This window comes from Olleya marilimosa CAM030, assembly GCF_000518485.1.
Classification (GTDB): domain Bacteria; phylum Bacteroidota; class Bacteroidia; order Flavobacteriales; family Flavobacteriaceae; genus Olleya; species Olleya marilimosa.
In genome coordinates this window covers 17,742-38,496 of the sequence record NZ_KI912443.1, presented here as the reverse complement: position 1 = coordinate 38,496, position 20,755 = coordinate 17,742, and the positions used below count along the sequence as shown (strand labels likewise).

The following is a 20,755-nucleotide window of genomic DNA, read 5'->3' as shown; positions in this document are numbered from 1 at the left end:
TATTAATTATTATTAATTTTTCTTTTTCTTTTTAAAATCTAAGATACACATTTACAAAGTAATTAGCACCTCTACCATACCAGTATTTAGGTCCAAAAACTCTTTTTTCAAGATTTACATCGTCTCTTAACGCTCTGTAATCTGCACGTCTACCTTGCTCGAAACCTCCAGTTTTGTATTCTTTATCTAAAAGGTTACCTACACTTGCAAAGAAACCAATAAATTTATCTCCAATCTTCCAAGATTTACCTCCAACTAAATTTACAACCATGTAGCTGTCAAATTTTTCTTGTTTTAATAACTCTTTTGCAATTGCTGGGTCGTAATCGTTATATGGTAATCCATCTGCATCTGTGTAAAACTCAGTTGATCTAGATAATGGACTTACGTCTATGTAAGCATTATCAAAAAAGTTAGCTGTTGCACCCAACCACCAGTAATCTGGATCTCTGTATTCAAATCCTACAGAGTAAGCTGTTTGAGGTCCACCTGCCACTTTATAATCCTTTAAGTTAGATGTACTAACTAATCCAGATGTATTAACAACATCTCCACCTTGTACATCAATAAAATCCTCTGAAGTTGATGTTACATATAAGTTTGGATTATTGTTGTAAGTGTATTGTCCTACTGATGCTGCACCTTTTAATTTAATAGTAGGTGTTACTTGTGCTTCTATACCAAACTCTCCACCAATGTGTTGTTTTTCTACTCCTGATAATACCTCTTGAATAAATCCTGTAGTACTACCTTGAGTAAAGAAGAAACCTACTTCGTTAGCATCTTCTATTTTAGTATAAAAACCTGTTAATTTTGCTTTGATAATTGGAGATCTAAAAATATAACTTGCATCTACTGATGAAATTTTTTCTTCAGTAATATTGATATCTGGATTATTTACACCATTAATAACACCAACATAATCATGACTTTCTCTAGAGTTTGTATACGTATTTCTAATAGAAGGTGCTTTTGCGATATATGCTCCATTAAAATCTAATAAGTGCTTACCAGAAATTTTATAAGTAAATCCAGCTTTTGCACCATATCCTGTAAATTCGATTTTATCTCCTTTACCAAATGAGTTGTCTCTCTCTATACCGTTTTCGATATAGACTTGGTTTTCGTTTTTATATAAACCTTCTCTTTGGTAATCTGTTTTTGTTACGCTTCCTGCTAAATAAAAATCAACTTTGTTGTATTTAAATTGTGCTTGAGCAAAACCAGATATTTCGTTAACAAATAAATTGTAGTTGTATCTAAATTTATCTCCAACAAATGCAACTTGATCAGGATTATTTAAATCAAATTGATTTTGGCTAAATGAGTCTACATTTAAAGCTCCTGTTGTGCTTCCTAATAGGTCAATAATTTCAGCAAAATTTTCAGAATCTAACTTTTTATAATTTACACCTGCATTAAACAGAATGTTTTGGTTAATCTCTGTATTAAAAATAGTATTTAATGTTAATTGCTTATCATCGTTTCTATCTTCATATAATACGTAAGCTGCATTTGCACCTGTTATATTATTAGTTAAGTTAGCATCTAAAATTCTGTTCCAATCAATTTGACCATCATTTAAAAACTCTTGTTCAGCTTCATATGCTCCAGCTAAGTCGTCATCTTCAAGAAAATAACTTGGTAGGTTTTGGTAGTATGCAGGACTTGGATTTTCTCCTCCAGCATAGTCTAAACGACTGTTTCCTACTTTACCAAATTGGTATGCTACGTTTGTATTTAAGCTAGTTTTTTCAGTGATATCCCAATAATGGTTTAACATTAAGATTGGCTCTTCTACTTCTTTAATACGAGAGTTTTTTTGTTCTCCATCAAAATCTCCCCAAAACTCATTATACTTAATACCTTTAAGGTCATAAACCTCTTGTGTATTAGCAGAAGATTTTCCTCTTCTGTTTGGCGCGTAAATTGATGTAAAGTTTAAGCTGTGTTTATCGTTAATTTTCTTTTCTACAGATACAAAAAATGAATTTGAGTCATATAATGATGCATCCTGAAAACCTTCGTCTCCCCAACGTCTACCAATCATAAGTGTATAAGCCCAACCATCTTCCATTAATCCAGAAGCATAACTAGCCATTAAACGGTTTGTATAACTTCTGTTTGAAGAAGAGTAAGTAATACGACCACCTTCTCTGTAATTAGAAGCTCTAGTATTAATATTTGTAGATCCTAAAACACCACCAAATGTGTAAGCTGAAGGTGTTAACCCTAAACTTAACTCTTGGTTACGCATAACATCGTTTAATCCTCCCCAATTACTCCATTGTGGACGACCAGTGTCTTGCTTATTCATCTCAACACCATTGATTAACACTTTAGCGTTGTCAGAATCTAAACCTTTAATTCTGAAAAAGGATGAACTAAATTCAAACGCAGCTGTACGCTGAAAAATGTCTTGAGAAGCAGATAACAATCCTGATATATTATCAGAACCACTTGTGTCATCATTTAACTCGTCATCAGATAATGTAATGGTAAATAAATCTTGCTCATTTGTAACCGCTAGATCTAAAGTCATATCTTGGATATCAAGCGTCTTACCTTCGTTAATAATGATTGGATAAAACTTTGTAGTAAATCCATCTTTTTCAATCTTAAGAATTTGCTCTCCTAAAGGGACTTCACTCTTAAAAGTAAACTGTCCAAAACCATCTGTTTTTTCAGTTAATACTGTTTTTTGAATGGATACTGTTACATCTGGAATAGGCTCATCGGTTACTGCGTCCTTAACACTACCTTTTACTGTAGTTTGTTGCGCAACAAGCGTAAACGTTGAGAAAATTCCGAATAAAAAAATTAAAAAACTTTTTTTCATACTAGAAATTATAGTTAATAAAAATGCTTAACCGTTAAATAATCATTATTTAAGGCCTGCAAATTTACATTTTTTATAATAAATATCTACTTTTGGCAGGAGTTTTGTATTAACATAACTATAACATAATATTAGAATACATGAAAAATTTTAAATTCTGGGCTACAGCGGTTTGTTTAACGATCGTTTTTTCTGTTAATGCTCAAGAAAAGAAGAAGTTTAAAGTACATACTGTTGCTTTTTATAATCTTGAAAATTTATTTGACACCATTAATGACCCAACAAAAAACGATGAAGCTAGTCCAATGATGGAACTAAAAGCAGATCGCTCTGAGGTGTACAAGAAAAAAGTACATAACATGGCTCGTGTTATTGCAGATGTTGGAAGTGACGTTACTAATAACACACCAGCACTTATCGGAATTTGTGAGGTCGAAAACATTAATGTAATTGAAGATGTTGTAAACGACCCGTTATTATTAGGTAAAGATTATGGCATAGTACATTTTGATGGTCCTGATAATAGAAGTATTGATGTTGGCTTACTTTATCAAAAATCATTATTTCAAGTGGTATCAAAAAGCACACATACTTTAAAGATTTACGATGACAAAACACGTAAGCGTGTTAATACAAGAGACCAATTATTAGTTACTGGTAAGTTAGAAGGAGAAACCATACATGTAATTGTTAACCACTGGCCATCAAGAAGTGGTGGAGAAGCAAGAAGTAGACCTAAACGAGTTGCTGCTGCTAAACTAAACAAAAGTATTATTGATAGTTTACAATCTATAGATCCTTATGCTAAAATTATTACTATGGGAGATTTAAATGATGACCCGACAAATGCAAGTGTAAAAGATGTTTTAAAAGCAGAAAGCAATAAAGACAAGGTTGATTTTAAAGGCATTTATAATCCTTATATTGATATGTTTAAAAAAGAAGGATTAGGTACTACTGCTTATAGAGATGCTTGGAGTTTATTTGATCAAATTATGATTACTAAGCCCTTTTTAGACAAAGATTATTCAAATTTTACTTACTATAAAGCAGGTATATTTAATAAATACTATTTAGTAAACAAAAAGGGTCGTTATAAAGGTTACCCTTTAAGAAGTTTTGCTGATGGTGGATTTACAAATGGGTTTAGTGATCACTTCCCTGTTTACATTTACTTAGTTAAAGAGGTTAAGGATACAGACAATAACTCTGAAACTGAAGACCAATAGAATTAATCTTTTATTAAATTATATAAAAAAGCGACCTTAAATTAAGGTCGCTTTTTTTTATTTTTTAAAGATTTAACCATGCTTTCCATGGTATTTTAGCTAACACTAGAACTAAAGCAATACTATAAAAAATTGCAATTGACTTAAGTTTATTTGTAGACGTTAGTTTCTTTTTATGTTTAGAATATCCAACTGTAATTAAAGCGACAGCTAGAAGCATAGCAACTGGGTGCTCCACAACGTTTGATCGCATGGTTGCATTTTTCATGATTTCTCCCATACTCATTTCAGAGAAGTAGTCTGCTGCAAACCACAACACTAATCCAATTAATAAATGTATATGTGATACAATTAGTGTAAATAGAGACATTCTAAAATCTCTAGCCTCATACTCCTTTTTGGTCATTGTTTTATACACTGCGTTAAAGGTTGCCACTACAATCATAAAAAGCACTAAATACGCCCAATAATGATGTAACATTTTTAATGTTGAATACATATATGTTTAGTTTATTAATTAAAGTATAAAGGTAATAATTAATTACATAAAAAAAGCCTCTTCAATAGAAGAGGCTTTTAAATTATTATGTGTTACAAATTAGACATCTATTGGTACATCCAATTTCCTCCCATTTTAATAACTGCAAAGTCTTCTGTAGTATTACTACCATTGTAAACCTCTATAGTAACAATATACTTTTGCTCTTCTTCAGCAGAAGGATCGATTTGATTTAAAATTACTGCTACAGCTTCAAGAACCATTGGGTTTGTCCATTCTGCACTGTTACCAACTCTTCTATCCATATTACCATAGTTTAACATACTTGCAGTTGCAGTTGGGTAATCCGCCTCTAAAGCAGAAGCTATAGTAACGTAATCTTCAGCTGCTAAAGTATATCTGATTGTATTATCTGGTACCCAAAGACCGTTATCAAATCCAAACTGAAGCGTTGTAGATATTGTAGATTGATGAGCTTCAAATTCGCCATTAACTACAGTGTATAAGTTACCTCTTCTTTGTGCTCCTGAAGAACTAGAGAAATAGTCATAAATTACAAATAACTCCTCATCCTCTTGAGCATAAGGGAAGTTTAAATCTAAGAACGTTGGTAAATACGTGTTTGGAGATAATGAACTACTAAAGTTGTTATACTGTCCTGGTTGTCCAGAACCTGTTCCCATTGCATCATAATCTGCAGAACTTAAATAATAGACACCGTCCATTGCTACCCATGCACCACCTGTGTACATAAAATATTCTCCTTTAGAGTTTGTATCACCAGTTGCTCCTAGAGTTTTAATAGCTATGTTAGCTACTCTCCATCTTCCTGCATCAGTATCTGTAGATTCATATTTTAAAGCTACATTAATTGTTTGACCATCATATGCAGAAAAATCATAATCTTCTGAAGCTGCCATATCACCAGTTGCTGGACTTGATAAAGTAATCTCATCCCAAGTTGCAGTTAATACATCACCTGCATAATCTGTAGATACTAAAATTTTCACTAACGACGCATCTCCAGCAAAATCAAGTTCTTGAGTAATCTGAAATTTAAGATTATCCTCTCCTGTTAAATCCACTGAAGGAGATACTAACCATTCTTCATTTGCTACTTGTGTCCCAAAGTATCCATTACCTTGCACATAACCTGTAGCAGATGTCCAAACATCATTAGCACCTGACTCTTCTGCTATTGTCCACCCTTCAAAACTACCTGCAAAGTTATACTCTACTAAATTAGCTAAACCAACAACTGGATTTTCTGTGTATTGCTTATATTTTGCTAATACTATTTGTCCTTCAGTAGGAGCAGTGATTTGAGCAGTTAATACATCAGGAATTTGAGATGTTGCATTTACATTTGGGTAAAATCCAAAAGCATCACTACCTGTTGTTGCATAATCAGAATTTGTTAATTGGTAAATATCAGAGTTAGTTAAATCACTAACACCTTCAGCATTACCTACATATAGTTGGTAACCCACTAAAACTGAAGATCCTTGACCCCAAAATGGATATTTATTTGCTAAAAAATCTGGTATAAGTGCTTTAGCTTCTTCAATAGAACTAAAACTACCAAAACCTAATTCTAATTCATCATAGTCATCACTTGTTAAAGTGTAAGATTCTGATCCTACAATTGGATCTGCTGATGCATCTATGTCATTATAGATGTCTTCAATAGGGTTACAACCAACTAAGGTTATCCCTAAAATTGCTAAACAATAAATTATTCTTTTCATTTTAACTATTTTTTAAAAATTAACTTTTAATGCTACACTGTAAGTTCTACCTGCTCCATAATATACTTGAGCTTTTAAAGCAGTACCATCAATGTCATTAGCATCAGAAACATACTCTGTATTGAAAACGTTGTTTACTTTTCCTATTAAAGTAGCATCAAAAGATCCTATTGCAAAACCATGCTTTAAACCAACATCAAATAATCCAAAATCAGGTACTTCCCATACATCTGGTAAATCTGCACTCCCTCTGTTTGTTACATCATAAGATGCATAGTTATCACCTGCGAAGTTATAATCTACATAGATATTAGATTTTTGAGCTAATTTATAATCTAAACCTAAAGCAAAAGTTGTTTGCGCTGCATCACCTACTTTAATTCCATCTGCAACAACCTCTACAACATCAATAGCATCTCCTGCTTGGTCTCTAATAATTGCTGATACGTTACTTTTCCATTGCCAATCACCTAATGACGCCATACCTGTTAGAGTAATATTATCAGTTGCATTATATCTAAAATCAACCTCAACACCTTGGTGTAAAGCATCTATCCCTTGTAAGTTATAGAAAAATAAGTTTTCTCCAGTACCAATTGAACCGTTAAGAGATTTGTCTAACCATTTAGTATGGTATACGTTTACGTTTGCACTAAACTTCTCGCTACGGAAACCGTAACCTAACTCTGCACTAAATACTTTTTCATTTACTGCACCTTCATTTGGAACGATTCCATCCTCATCTAAAAATACATCATCTAAAAATGGTGCTTTAGAGAAATAACCAACATTTACAAAAACATTATTGTTTGTATCTAAGTTGTAGTTACCACCTCCTTTAATACCATAACCAGAAAAGTTAACTGCATCAGACTCTCTGCTTCCAACTATTGTATTGTTCATGTATTCTCTTTGCTTATAGTTACTATTAGAAATATCTCCAGCAATAAACACATTTAATTCTTCATTAACTTGATATTCTGCTTGTGCAAACAATCCATATCTATTAACAACACCATCGTAATCTTTATTATATCTATCTCCTACTTTAAGTGGTTGTCCAAAAGCAAACGTATCTGTCTCATTGTCTAAGAAAAATTGACCTCCTAATAAATCATCCACTTGGTACCAGTGTGATCCAACATAATAACGTGCATCTAAACCTCCTGATAATGTTAAGTTATCATTGATACTAGTTTTATATGTAGATAATAAACCATACCATTCGTGAGAGTTTCTAGAAGAAGAAATAATATCACTAGAACCATTTACTCCATTTGCTTGATTTTCTGCAACTATTTTATCAAAATCGATAGGTTGTAAACCTGAAGTACCAATTCTGTAATCATCAGATCCAATTTTAGAACCCTCGTCTCTACGTCCACCTCCTGAACCAAAAGAAGCATATACTGCTGTAGATAACGCTGAATTATCATCGATATCCCATAAGTGATTTATAGACATTTGTGGTTTATGGTAAAAGTTATATGATTGGTGATAAACCTCTCCATTTTTATAACCCCAGTCTCTGTTTGCTTTTTGTGGTCCTGAATCTGTATCTTGTAATTCTGCAATAGTCGAACGATTAAAACGTTGACCATGTTCTTGTTGAGAACCAAAAGCTGTAAATGATAATCTGTGAGCTTCGTTAATTTGTTGTGATAAACTTACAAAGTAGTTGTATCCAGAAAACTCTGTTCCGTCAACATAACCATCTCCAGAAATTTTTGAAGCACTAACTGTTGCTGCAAAACCTTTATCGCTTAAACCTGTTGAATATGTCATTCCGTATTTGAAATATCCATCATTAGCTATACTTGTTCCAAAACTCCCACCTTCTTCAGCGTCAGTAGTTTTAGTAATAATATTAATTGTTCCACCAACAGAAGCTACTGCTACTTTAGATGCACCTAAACCTCTTTGTACTTGCATAGTAGATGTTACATCTCCTAAACCTGCCCAGTTACTCCAATAAACTGCTCCATTTTCCATATCGTTAACTGGAACTCCGTTAATCATTACAGCAACGTTTTCTGAGTTAAATCCTCTAAGGTTAATTCTACTATCTCCATAACCACCACCTTGCTTAGTTACATAAACTCCTGGTGTAGATTTTAATATTTCAGGAAATTCTTGAGTTCCTAATTTAAGCTCAATATCTTTAGCTTTAATTGTAGACACTGCAACTGGTGTTTTTCTGTCGACAGCTACAGATGCAATAATCATAATTTCATCTAAAGAATTACCTGAACTTAAAGACACATTACCTAAGTTAGTATCTCCATTGAATGGCATACTAATTTTACCATAACCAACGTAAGATATTTCGATAACACCTGAAGACGATTTAGTTTTTAAAGTAAAATTTCCATCAAAATCAGAAGTAGTTCCATTTGTAGTACCCTTCTCTACAACACTAGCAGTAGGTAGTGGTGAGTTTAAATCGGCATCCATAACTGTTCCGGTAACAGTACTTTGAGCCATAGTAAATGCAGTAAACATAAGTGCTACTGCTAAAAACATAACTTTAATTGTGTTTTTCATTGTGTTTAATTATGATTTGTTAGTTTCAAATTTTGTGCAAAAATACGACTAATTATAGTTGTAGTATTAACTTAACGTTAACAATTTTTCACAAAACAAAGTTAAACACACTTTTTGGTATTGCGTAATACCAACTAAATCAAAGTATAAACATAGTTATTAACACTAATTATCTTAACTTTTTATAAAGATTAAGCAAATTTAAGGTAGAACCGTCATGATTATCAAAAGCCTGGTTATCAAACTCCTTTAAAATTTTATTTGCTAGTTGTTTTCCTAACTCAACTCCAAACTGATCATAACTATATATATTCCAGATTATTCCTTGTACAAATATTTTATGTTCATACATAGCGATTAACTTACCTAAGCTTTCTGGCGTAAGCTTTTTAATAAAGATAGTATTTGTTGGTTTATTACCTTCAAATACCTTAAATGGAGTTAATTCTTTTATTTTTTCTTCTGAAAGGTTTTGACCTTCAAATTCTGCTTCTACTTCTGCTTTTGTTTTACCATTTAACAACGCTTCTGTTTGCGCAAAATAATTAGACATTAATTTATCCTGATGATCTTGATTACCATGCAATGACTGTGCAAAACCAATAAAATCTGCTGGAATTAATTTGGTCCCTTGATGAATTAATTGAAAGAAGGCATGTTGCGAATTTGTTCCTGGTTCTCCCCAAATTAATGTTCCTGTTTGGTAGTTAACAAGATCACCATTACGGTCTACACTTTTACCATTACTTTCCATGATCCCTTGTTGCAAGTACGTTGCAAACTGAGTTAAGTATTGTGTGTACGGTATTACTGCTTCGCTTTCAGCATTAAAAAAATTATTATACCAAATACTTAATAAGGCTAAAACAACTGGAATATTTTGATCAAACTCAGCACTTTTAAAATGCGTATCCATTTTATTTGCTCCAGCTAAAAGCGAATCAAAATTTTTGTAGCCAACCGACAAACTGATTGTTAATCCAACTGCACTCCATAACGAGAAACGACCACCAACCCAATTCCACATTGGAAAGATATTATTTTGATCAATCCCAAACGCCTTTACCTTTTCAATATTAGTAGACACTGCTACAAAATGTTTAGCAACATCCTCCTGTTTAGCATGCTCTAAAAACCAAGTTCTGATAGTATTAGCATTAGATAACGTTTCTTGCGTTGTAAATGTTTTAGATACAATTACAAATAAAGTTGTTTCTGGATTTAAAGTTTTTAAAACTTGGTTAACATGATCTCCATCTACGTTACTTACAAAATGGGTTGTTAAATGATTTTTATAATATTGCAGCGACTCCACAACCATAGCTGGTCCTAAATCACTACCACCAATACCAATGTTTACAATATCTGTAAAAACTTTATTTGTATATCCTTTTAGTGCTCCAGAAATTACCTGATTAGAGAATGTTTCAATTTTTTGTTTTACTTCAAAAATCTCAGGCATAACGTTTTTGCCTTCAACTAAAATCGTATCTGTAGCTTTAGCACGCAATGCAGTGTGCAACACCTCTCTGCCTTCTGTTTTATTTATGACTTCTCCAGAAAACTGGGCTTGAATAGCGTCTTTTAACTTTGTTTCTTCTGCTAATTCTAGTAGTAAGTTAATAGTTTCAGAAGTAATTCTGTTTTTAGAATAGTCTACATAAAAATCTTCCCAATTAATAGCCATTTGATTTGCTCTCTCCTTGTTTTGAGCAAATAAATCTTTCATTTCTAAACCTTTTACGTTTTCAAAATGTGCTTCTAATTTTTTCCAAGCTTTAGTGGTCGTCGGGTTGATTGAAGGTAATGCCATTACTTTGTATAAGTTATTGTGTTTTTGGAAGTTTCTTGGATATCTAAAATTTGATTTTCGTCAATTGGAAGGATAAATTCAATTCCATCTAATTGTGTTTTAAGTGGTTTTACAAATTTTAAATATTTAGCTTTTAAGCTATCCGAAATAGCCTCTGCTTCTGGTAATTTTTGTTTAAATGGATCTACTTGTTTTCCGTTTTTCCAAAAACGGTAACAGACATGTGGTCCAGATGTATTACCTGTCATACCAACATAACCAATAACGTCTCCTTGTTTAACAAAATCACCTACTTTAGCTTTACGCTTACTCATATGTAAGTATTGCGTGCTGTAGGTCGAGTTGTGTTTAATTTTTACATAATTACCATTTCCGCCACGTTTAGCAGACTCAATAACAGTTCCGTTTGCAGTCGCTCTAATTGGTGTGCCAATATTAGCTGCAAAGTCAGTCCCTTTATGTGGTCGTACGCGATTACCATATAAAGCAATTCTACGGTTTAAATTATATCTAGAAGAAATACGTTTATACTCGACAGGTGCTTTTAAAAATGCGCGTCTTAAATTTTTTGCATCTTCGGTAAAATAATCTTTTAATCCTCTAACAGTATCTGTTTCAAATTCAAAAGCATAAAAATCTTCTCCGTTGTGCTGAAAGTAAGCTGCTTTAATATTATCGATTCCAGCATAAATACTATCATCGATATATTTTTCGGTATAAATTAATCTGAATTTATCGTTTTTTTGAAGTCTAAAAAAGTCAATCGTCCAAGCGTAGATATCAGACATTTTATAAGCTAATAATACACTTTTACCTTGCTTTGCAAAAGCTTCAGAAATATTGGACTCGATAACACCTGAGACTTCTTTCTCTACAAATTTTATAGGCTTAGTGCTTGAATAGGCATGAATTGAATCTTGAAAATTGATTACAACATAGTCCGTTTTAGTGGGTTGATATATAAAACATTTTGGTTGCTGAAGGGAATCGTTTGAACACAACAGTGTATAAGGTTTACCAATTTGTAATCGCGTAATATCAAAACTATCCTTTGTTTGTTGGGCAATTTGAAATATTTTAGAATAGTCTATTTGATTACGTTGTAAGATTTCGCCAAAACTGTCTCCTTTTCTAATGGTATCGCGCTTAACTACATAATCGTTAAGTTTAAAACCAAACTCATAAACCTCTTCAGGCTCAATAACCGAAACAGTGTCTATTGGTGTTTTATCTTCTTTTTTACAACTAATTATTACTAAAGCAAAAGCTAGTAATATTAAACATTTTTGCCCCAATCTTCTAATTCTTGTTTGCTCCATAAATCCGGAAAAAATATTCGTCTTTGATACTTTGGATGCATATATTTTACCCATTCACTTCCTCCTGTTGCTTCTGCAGTTTTTCCACCTATATTTAAATAGTGATTTGCAGTGTTATAATGAGCCATTACCCAAGTAATATTTACTGTGTAATCGTAATGACGCATTGCTTTGATTAAATCTTTATCTTCTTTAACATCTTGTGGTAAACTTTTGAAGATTGTCCACAAGTTATGTGTGTTATAGAATTCTGCAAATCTAATAAATTCGTCTTTGTATTTAGCTTCAAAAACTGTTAATGTATAGCTTTTTTTACCGGTTTTATAGTCCTTTCCTGCTGCTTGCCAATATAAATGTTCAAACGCATGTTCAAAAGAAGTATTACGATCTATGGTTTCTCTAAACCTATTGTCAATAAGATTAATTAACTCGGTTGAAGCAAATTCAATTTTACGATATTGAGCTGATTGAAAACCACTAGCTGGAGTTAATGTATTACGAAATTTATTGTATTGCTCTACATCCATTCCGTCTTTCATTACTGTAAACGAAGATGTTAATACATCAAAATAACGACTGATACGCATGATTTTTGTTTCGAAAAAAGAGGCTGTTATATGCTCTTGTTTTGCAACTTGATCAATTTCCCACAATATCATTTTAAACAACAGCTCATTAACCTGATGGTACATTAAAAAAACCATTTCGTCAGGTAATGTTGTACGCTGTACTTGTAAGTTTAAAAGCGCATCTGTTTGAATGTAGTCCCAATAATCGATAGGCTTACTATGCAACAAACCGTCTAAATGTGTGTTTACATTTTGGTCTAATGCTTTATATTTATCTTCTAACTGATTGGTTATTTTTTGGTCTACACTCATGCTTTAATTAGTCTACAATAATTTTGAAGCTGTGCTTTAATCCTTTATAGGCTTCTAAATCTGCTCTTAACGATCCCACAGCTAAATCTGCTTTAATACGTAAAGGTATTTTATTTTTATCATTAGACACCCAAAGTGTTAAACTTTCTTCTTCTTTAAATACACGTCCAGCCATAACATATGGTCTAAACATAAGGGTTTCAACGGTTCCAAAGTTTGTACTTAGGTTTTCTTTTCCTAAATATTTTAGCTTAAATCCATAGTTTTCTTCGTCAAAAAACATATCTAATTTAATCTCATCTCCTTCTTTTAGTGTATTTGTATCTAACTTATTTCTTAAATAATAAAATGTAGATACCATATCTTGCACGTTAGGCTTAGTTGTAAGTGTCTTTTTTGTATCGTGCTTTTTGTTATAAACTAGCGCTTTTTTATTGGCTTGATCAAATTCAATTTCGATGTTTTTTTTGTGTCCACCTTCATCAATATCTCTGATAAATTTGTATGGTAAAATTGTGTTTTTGTCAAAATAACTTTCATAACGATCCTCTACTTTAAAAAACCACTTAATCATTCCGGTTGTCCAACCTTTTCCAACGACATGAAATACTGGTTTTCCGTTAAGTGTAGTTTCCTTTACTTGAAGGGTAGCGTTACCAGCTTTCATCCAGCCACTATAGCTCATTTTAAATTTAAACCATTCGCCATCTTTAAAAGCAGGTTCTTGTTGGAAAGCAAAAGACATGCTAGCGGTAAATATTGCTAATATTATAAGTATTTGTTTTTTCATATCTATTGTAATTTTATAACTTAATTATTAAGTCATAGATTATATTATAACTTATAATACAATTACTATTCCAAAAGTATAAAACAAAAAAATGCCATCTGAGTATTTGATGGCATTTTTTTGTTACTAAACTATAAAGTTTTGTTAAAGTGTTCCTCGTTTAGCTTGCTCTCTTTCAATAGATTCAAACAACGCTTTAAAATTTCCTGCTCCAAAACCTTGTGCTCCCATACGCTGTATGATTTCGAAAAACAGTGTTGGTCTATCTTCTACTGGCTTAGTGAAAATTTGAAGTAAATAGCCTTCCTCATCTGCATCAATCATAATTGATAGCTTTTGAAGCTCACTGATATCTTCTTTCATCATTTCCATATGCACACCTAAACGGTTTGGTATATCATCATAATACGCCTGTGGTGGTGGTGGTAAAAACTCGATACCTCTTGCTTTAAGCTGAGATACTGTTTTTATAATATCGTCTGTTGCTACTGCAATGTGTTGTACTCCTGATCCTTCGTAGAAGTCTAAATACTCCTCTATTTGAGATCTTTTTGCTGCTTTTGCAGGCTCATTAATTGGGAATTTGATACGTCCATTACCATTACTCATTACTTTAGACATTAAAGCAGAATATTCTGTATGGATTTGCTTGTCATCAAACGATAAGAAATTAACAAATCCCATAACATCTTCATACCATTTTACCCAAGTATTCATTTCTCCCCAACCTACATTACCAACCATGTGGTCAATGTATTTTAATCCAACTGGCTCTGGATTATAGTCGCTTTTCCACTCTACAAATCCTGGTAAAAATTGTCCATTGTAGTTTTTACGCTCTACAAACATGTGTACTGTTTCTCCGTACGTATAAATTCCAGCTCTTACTACTTCACCAAATTCGTCTTTTTCTACGACTGGTTCCATGTATGATTTTGCACCACGTTTTGTAGTTTCTTCGTAAGATTTTCTAGCATCTTCAACCCATAAAGCTACAATTTTTACACCATCACCATGTTTTACAATGTGATCATTAATTGGTGACTTACTGTTTAATGGTGTTGTTAATACTAGACGGATTTTGTCTTGCTTTAACACATAACTTACAGCATCTTTTGACCCTGTTTCCAACCCTCTGTATGCATGAGATTGAAAGCCAAATGCTGTTTTATAAAAATGCGCTGCTTGTTTTGCATTACCAACATAAAACTCCACATAATCTGTTCCTAAAAGTGGCAAGAAATCTTGTGCACCTTCAAATATTTTTTCTAAACCGTAGTCTACTGATTTTACTTCTTTTTTACTCATAATACTTTATATAGAAGAAAGAATAAAGCAACAAGAATAAAAGCTTTAGGCTACCAACTAACCCTTAGTCTTCATTTAAAATTCTTGAATTTTTATTTCAATCTTAATTAATTATTGTTTTGAAATCCTTTTTAATTTTAATGCTCTAGCCAAGATTTGTAATAGTCCTCGTCTGCTATTTTAAGTGCTTCCTCTGTGACCATTAATGGTTTAAACGTGTCTACCATTACTGCTAGCTCGTCTGTTTTTACTTTCCCAATGCTACGCTCTGTTGCTCCTGGGTGTGGTCCATGTGGTATTCCTGCTGGATGCAAGGATATGTGTCCTGCATCAATATCGTTTCTAGACATAAAATCTCCGTCAACGTAATACAATACCTCATCACTATCTATATTACTATGATTGTAAGGTGCTGGAATACTGTCTGGATGATAATCGTACAGTCTTGGCACAAAACTACAAACTACAAATGCATCTGTTTCAAAAGTTTGGTGTACTGGTGGTGGTTGGTGAATACGTCCTGTTATGGGCTCAAAATCATGGATTGAAAACGCATACGGATAGTTGTAACCGTCGTAACCCACTACATCAAAAGGATGTGTAGCGTAAACCATTTCAAAAATATCGTCTTGCTTTTTAACTTTCATTAAAAAGTCTCCTTTTTCGTTATGTGTTTCTAATTCTTGTGGCTGTCTTAAATCACGTTCGCAAAATGGCGAATGCTCTAATAATTGTCCAAACCAGTTACGGTAACGTTTGGGTGTGTAAATTGGTCTTTTAGACTCGACAATAAATAAACGATTGTCCTCAGTGTCAAAATCCATTTTATAAATTACACCTCTTGGCACTAATAGGTAATCTCCATACTTAAAGTCTAAGTTACCTAAGTGTGTGCGGAGTTTTCCGGTACCTTTGTGGACAAAAATAAGCTCGTCTGCGTCTGTATTTTTATAAAAATAATCTGTTGTTGATTGTTTTGGTGCTGCTAAAATGATACTACAATCGCTGTTTATAAGTACCGTTTTACGCGACTCTAAATAATCGTTTTCTGGTTTGACTTGAAACCCTTTTAAACGGTAGGATTGTATGTGATTTTTTTTAGCAATTTTTGGTGCAACACTGTATTGTTTTTTAATTTCTTTTACTTGTGTTGGTCTATGCTCATGATAGGAGTTTGTTGACATACCGTCAAATCCTATGGTACCAAATAACTGCTCTGCGTACAGTGTTCCGTCCGCTTTTCTAAACTGTGTGTGTCTTTTTGGTGGTATTTTTCCTAGTTTATGATAAAATGGCATTTTGTTTTAGTTTTAAATTGAAAAAATAACGTCTAAGAAACTTGTGACGCTTTACTAAATGCTTAACAAGGAAGGAAGATCATTCTGGATTACGCTTAATCAAGAATTTTAAATGTGATAATAAATCGCTCCAAATTGTCTTCATAGTGTAACAAATATCGTAAAATTTTATGAGTTTTGGAAGTGTTTTTAATTTGAAAAAATGACTGTTGCGTCTAACCTTGCGTTAAGGGTAGTAATGACATCCTTTTTTTGCTGCCATATATGGCAAAAAAAGATATAATGGATGACCTGGTTGTATTTAAGCCCTAAAGGATTAAATACAAAACGCCCAATTAAAACCAATAGCCTAAATTAAAAAACCAGTAGCTTTGTTTTGTCTCTGGAGAGAATGTATACTTAGCTTCTATTGGTCCTAAGAATGACTGAAACGAATAACCTAATGCGTAGCCTGAATATTCTGGCCACGAAAACCAATCTGTACCATCAAATAGTCTGTCCTCTACATTAGCATAGTTTGCTGCTACCATTAGGTGGTTTTTAGGTAAAAATTGGTAGTCTAAACTTATGGTCCCTTTGATGTAAGAATCTGCTGCTATGGACAGAAAATCGTATCCATAAAAGGGTTTAAAATTATTAATGAAATTATTACCATAACCACCTAAGACAAAGTCTAAAAAGCGATTTGCTTTGGGATTAATTTTAAATCCTCCGTCTGAACCTAGATTAAATGATAATTTATCGGATACTTTGAAGGCATACCCTAACTCGGCTTTTAGAATTGTAAATGGCGAAAATGTGCTTGAAAAATCTGAGGAATATAGATAGTAATTTCCTTCTGCAGAGAAGAGCACACCCTCTGTAGGGAAATATTTACTGTCGTAGGTATCGTATTTTAACTCTCCAAATACACTTACATAATTACTGTTTTCAAAAAGTGTTTCTTTTTGATTTTCTGAGGATAAAATGGTTTCGGTTTTAACTTTTAACTTTTTATGCTCTAACCCTAGGGATAATGCCAAATCGTTTCTGAAAAGGGTTTGCAAGTAAAATTGGTTGTTAAAGTCTGAAAGCTCAGCATTAATTTTGTTTACTCCTGTTGTGTTAATTTGTGTTGGTGTTAAAAATGCGTTGGCTACGATGCCTTGACTAAACTCGTTATACCTAGATTTTAAACCAACACTCCAATAAATTCCTTTATCAATAAAATAATCCAAATTATACCTAACGTGATCTCCTATTATTAAATCCATTGATATCACATCGTTTTTTAATAAAAATTGCTTTTTAGTTATGTTTGCTAAAATGGCACTTTTATATAGGTCATCGTAGTGTAATCCTAGTTTTAAAAACGTTGTTTTTTTTGTCTCTGTTACGTTTGTAATAATTTTATATGAATTATCTTCTTCTGGTTTAAGCTCGTAAAAAAAGCTATCAAAGTTATTGGTTGCCACAACGTTGTTTGCTCCTTCTGATAAATCGCTATAAGAAATTTTACTGTAGGGTCTAATTTTAAGTTTTCCTAAGATGTACGATCTTGTGTATTTATCTATACCGTTAGTTTCTATATAATTAATTTGTAAACTATCTGGTGACGTTTTTGTTTTTTGCTTGATTGGACCATCCTTTTGTTTGGCTTTTAACTGTTTTAGTACGTCTATTACTTTTTTTGCTGCAACCTCTCCATTATGTATAATTTGGTTGCCATCATCAAAAGAAACGACGTTGAATTTAGAAATATCTGGCTTTATGTAAATATCAGTCTGCTTAGACTTTTTTATCATATCATTGATGGTTCTAAAATTATTTATTTGAAATAAAATTTGTGGAGCAGAGGATAAATCCGTCCTGTTAGCTAATCCATCTTGCACATCGACACCAATTATAATGTCCATCTCTTTTGCTTTTAGCTCTTTTAATGGGTAATTGTTTACGACGCCTCCATCGATTAATAATTTACCGTCAATCTCTACAGGCTGAAACAAGGATGGAAAAGCTCCTGAAGCCTTAACTGCTTGTGGTAAATTACCTTTATCTAAAACTACTTGTTGACCAGTCTCCACGTCTGTAGCAATACAAAAAAACGGAATAGGTAATTTAGAAAAATCGTCCACACTACTTACATGAAGCAATAATTTTGTTAACAGATTAAATGTATTTTGTCCTTTAGACAATGCTGTTGGTAGTTTTACTTTTAAATGGTCAAAAGGTAGCGTTACTGCGTATCTTTCGGAAATTTCTCTTTCGTATGTTGATTTTGCCGATCTTGGAATGTTATCATTTAAAATATCATCAAAATTTACACCTTTAAAAATAGAGTCTAATTGTTTACCTGAATATCCAGAAGCATATAGTGACCCAATAATTGCTCCCATACTTGTACCAGCAACATAGTCAACTTTTATACCTAAACTATCTACAACTTTTAAGACTCCAATATGCGCAAACCCTTTTGCACCACCACCACTTAAAACTAGACCTACTTTAGGCTGATAAGCTTCTGTTTGTTGTGCTATTAGATTAGTAGTTAAAGCCAATATTGCTACAATTACGATATATATCTGTCTCATTCTTTATGATAATAATTATAAATTTTTGTTGCTCTAGAATTACCTACAACCTCCTCTAACTCATCAATTTTAGCATTTGAGATTCGCTTTGCGGACTTAAATACTTTTAATAGTTCTACAATTGTTTTTTCCCCAATACCAGGAATGGTTTCCATTTCTGTATTTAATGCTTGCTTACTTCGTTTGTTACGATGATGCTCTATCCCAAAACGATGGGCTTCATTACGTAATTGTTGTATTATTTTTAATGTTTCTGATTTTTTATCTAAATATAAGGGAATTGAATCGTTTGGATAGAATAATTCTTCTAAACGTTTTGCAATTCCTATAATGGCTATTTTTCCTCTTAAACCTAATGCATCTAAACTTTTTAATGCAGACGATAATTGCCCTTTACCTCCATCAATAACTATTAATTGTGGTAATGGCTGTTTTTCTTCTAACAAGCGTTTGTAACGTCTAAACACAACCTCTTCCATTGAGGCAAAATCATCAGGTCCTTCTACTGTTTTAATATTAAAATGGCGATAGTCTTTTTTGCTTGGCTTACCGTTTTTAAAAACAACACAAGCAGCTACTGGATTTGTACCTTGTATGTTTGAGTTATCAAAACACTCGATATGCCTTGGCTCTTCACCTAACCGTAAATCTACTTTCATTTGTGCCATAATACGATTAGCATGACGATCTGGATCTGTAATTTTTACTTGCTTGAAACGCTCTAACCTATAATACTTAGCATTTCTAATAGATAAATCCAAGATGTGTTTTTTATCACCTAATTGAGGAATAGTTACCTTAATATCTTGACCTAAATCCACTTTAAAAGGTACGTAAACCTCTTTGGATTTAGAGTTAAAACGTGCTCTAATTTCGACAATTGCTAATTCAAGTAAGGTTTTATCGGTTTCGTCTAGCTTCTTTTTAATTTCTAAAGTATGTGACCTAATTATACTACCATAGGATAATTGTAAAAAGTTAATATATCCATGACCAGCATCACTAACTATAGAGAACACATCCACATTACTAATTTTAGGATTAACAATGGTAGATTTGGCTTGATAGTTTTCTAGAATTTCAATTTTTTCTTTAATTTTTTGGGCTTCTTCAAACTGCATATCCTGAGCATATTGGCTCATTTGGGTTTTAAATTCGCCTAAAGACTCTTTAAAATTTCCTTTTAAAATTTCTCTAATCGCTTTAATGTTTTGATTGTAACTTTCCTCGTCCTCATATCCCTCACAAGGTCCTTTACAGTTACCTAAGTGATACTCTAAACAAACTTTGTATTTACCAGATTCTATTTTACTTTCTGCTAAATCATAATTACACGTTCTAATTTGGTACAAGCCTTTTATTAAATCTAATAAAGTGTAAACGGTTTTAATATTAGTATATGGTCCAAAATACTCGCTTCCGTCTTTTATATAGCGTCTTGTACTAAACACTCTTGGAAAACGTTCTTTTTTAATACAGATCCAAGGGTAACTTTTGTCATCTTTTAATAAAACATTGTAACGTGGTCTATGCTTTTTTATTAAATTGTTTTCTAATAACAATGCATCAGTTTCTGTTTGTACTACAATATGTTTGATGTTTGCAATACGTTTTACTAGAACTCTTGTTTTACCGTTTTCATGAGTTTTAGTAAAATATGAGCTAACTCTTTTTTTTAAATTTTTAGCTTTACCTATGTATATTATAGTCCCTTCTGTATCAAAATACTGATACACTCCAGGTGATTCTGGTAGGGTTTTAAGTTGTACATCTAAAGAAGCTTGACTCATCTTACACTTTAAAATCGAAGAAAATTGATAGTTATTCAAAGGTAATTATTTAAAAACAACTTAACCTTTGTAGCCTAAATTTTAACCTAAAAATAAATTAATCACGCTTAGTTATTTAGTACCTTGC

13 protein-coding genes are annotated in these 20,755 nt (G+C 32.5%); 1 reads left to right on the top strand and 12 read right to left on the bottom strand.

The features are described from left to right. Positions 1 to 31: 31 nt before the first annotated feature. Positions 32 to 2,839: a TonB-dependent receptor gene (locus tag M890_RS0114110; protein WP_028284135.1), complete on the bottom strand. Its 2,808-nt coding sequence runs from the start codon at positions 2,837 to 2,839 to the stop codon at positions 32 to 34. 140 nt (positions 2,840 to 2,979) lie between these two features. Here M890_RS0114110 and M890_RS16265 point away from each other — a divergent pair, with 140 nt between their 5' ends. Beyond that, entirely contained in the window at positions 2,980 to 4,068 is a 1,089-nt protein-coding gene (locus M890_RS16265) for an endonuclease/exonuclease/phosphatase family protein (protein WP_051437551.1), read from the top strand. Positions 4,069 to 4,132: 64 nt separating this feature from the next. Here M890_RS16265 and M890_RS0114100 read toward each other — a convergent pair whose 3' ends face one another. From M890_RS0114100 to uvrC, 11 genes are all read right to left on the bottom strand, one after another. Next, complete coding sequence (locus M890_RS0114100; protein WP_028284134.1) at positions 4,133 to 4,567, bottom strand: hypothetical protein; 435 nt, start codon at positions 4,565 to 4,567, stop codon at positions 4,133 to 4,135. A gap of 107 nt (positions 4,568 to 4,674) precedes the next feature. Then, positions 4,675 to 6,315 (bottom strand): choice-of-anchor J domain-containing protein, encoded by a 1,641-nt coding sequence (locus M890_RS0114095; RefSeq protein ID WP_028284133.1) that lies wholly within the window; start codon positions 6,313 to 6,315, stop codon positions 4,675 to 4,677. Positions 6,316 to 6,327: 12 nt separating this feature from the next. Then, entirely contained in the window at positions 6,328 to 8,859 is a 2,532-nt protein-coding gene (locus M890_RS0114090) for a TonB-dependent receptor (protein WP_028284132.1), read from the bottom strand. A gap of 169 nt (positions 8,860 to 9,028) precedes the next feature. Continuing rightward, the gene (pgi, locus tag M890_RS0114085; protein WP_028284131.1) at positions 9,029 to 10,672 is read right to left on the bottom strand and encodes a glucose-6-phosphate isomerase; all 1,644 of its coding nucleotides are present in this window, start codon (positions 10,670 to 10,672) and stop codon (positions 9,029 to 9,031) included. Next, positions 10,672 to 11,991 carry a M23 family metallopeptidase gene (locus tag M890_RS0114080; RefSeq protein ID WP_028284130.1) on the bottom strand — a complete coding sequence of 440 codons (1,320 nt, stop codon included), beginning with the start codon at positions 11,989 to 11,991 and terminating at the stop codon, positions 10,672 to 10,674. Before M890_RS0114080 ends, pgi begins: the two co-directional genes overlap by 1 nt. After that, complete coding sequence (locus M890_RS0114075) at positions 11,949 to 12,872, bottom strand: tryptophan 2,3-dioxygenase family protein (protein WP_028284129.1); 924 nt, start codon at positions 12,870 to 12,872, stop codon at positions 11,949 to 11,951. Before M890_RS0114075 ends, M890_RS0114080 begins: the two co-directional genes overlap by 43 nt. Positions 12,873 to 12,879: 7 nt before the next feature. Further along, a complete protein-coding gene (locus tag M890_RS0114070; protein WP_028284128.1) occupies positions 12,880 to 13,662 on the bottom strand; it encodes a DUF3108 domain-containing protein in 783 nt (260 codons plus the stop codon). A gap of 144 nt (positions 13,663 to 13,806) precedes the next feature. After that, on the bottom strand, positions 13,807 to 14,970 hold the full coding sequence (gene hppD, locus M890_RS0114065) for a 4-hydroxyphenylpyruvate dioxygenase (protein WP_028284127.1): 1,164 nt from the start codon (positions 14,968 to 14,970) through the stop codon (positions 13,807 to 13,809). A gap of 137 nt (positions 14,971 to 15,107) precedes the next feature. Then, positions 15,108 to 16,268 carry a homogentisate 1,2-dioxygenase gene (locus M890_RS0114060; protein WP_028284126.1) on the bottom strand — a complete coding sequence of 387 codons (1,161 nt, stop codon included), beginning with the start codon at positions 16,266 to 16,268 and terminating at the stop codon, positions 15,108 to 15,110. Between the two features lie 335 nt (positions 16,269 to 16,603). Further along, positions 16,604 to 18,838: a patatin-like phospholipase family protein gene (locus tag M890_RS0114055; RefSeq protein ID WP_028284125.1), complete on the bottom strand. Its 2,235-nt coding sequence runs from the start codon at positions 18,836 to 18,838 to the stop codon at positions 16,604 to 16,606. Then, positions 18,835 to 20,628: an excinuclease ABC subunit UvrC gene (gene uvrC, locus M890_RS0114050; protein WP_028284124.1), complete on the bottom strand. Its 1,794-nt coding sequence runs from the start codon at positions 20,626 to 20,628 to the stop codon at positions 18,835 to 18,837. The genes M890_RS0114055 and uvrC overlap by 4 nt, the downstream gene beginning before the upstream one ends. Positions 20,629 to 20,755 lie beyond the last annotated feature (127 nt).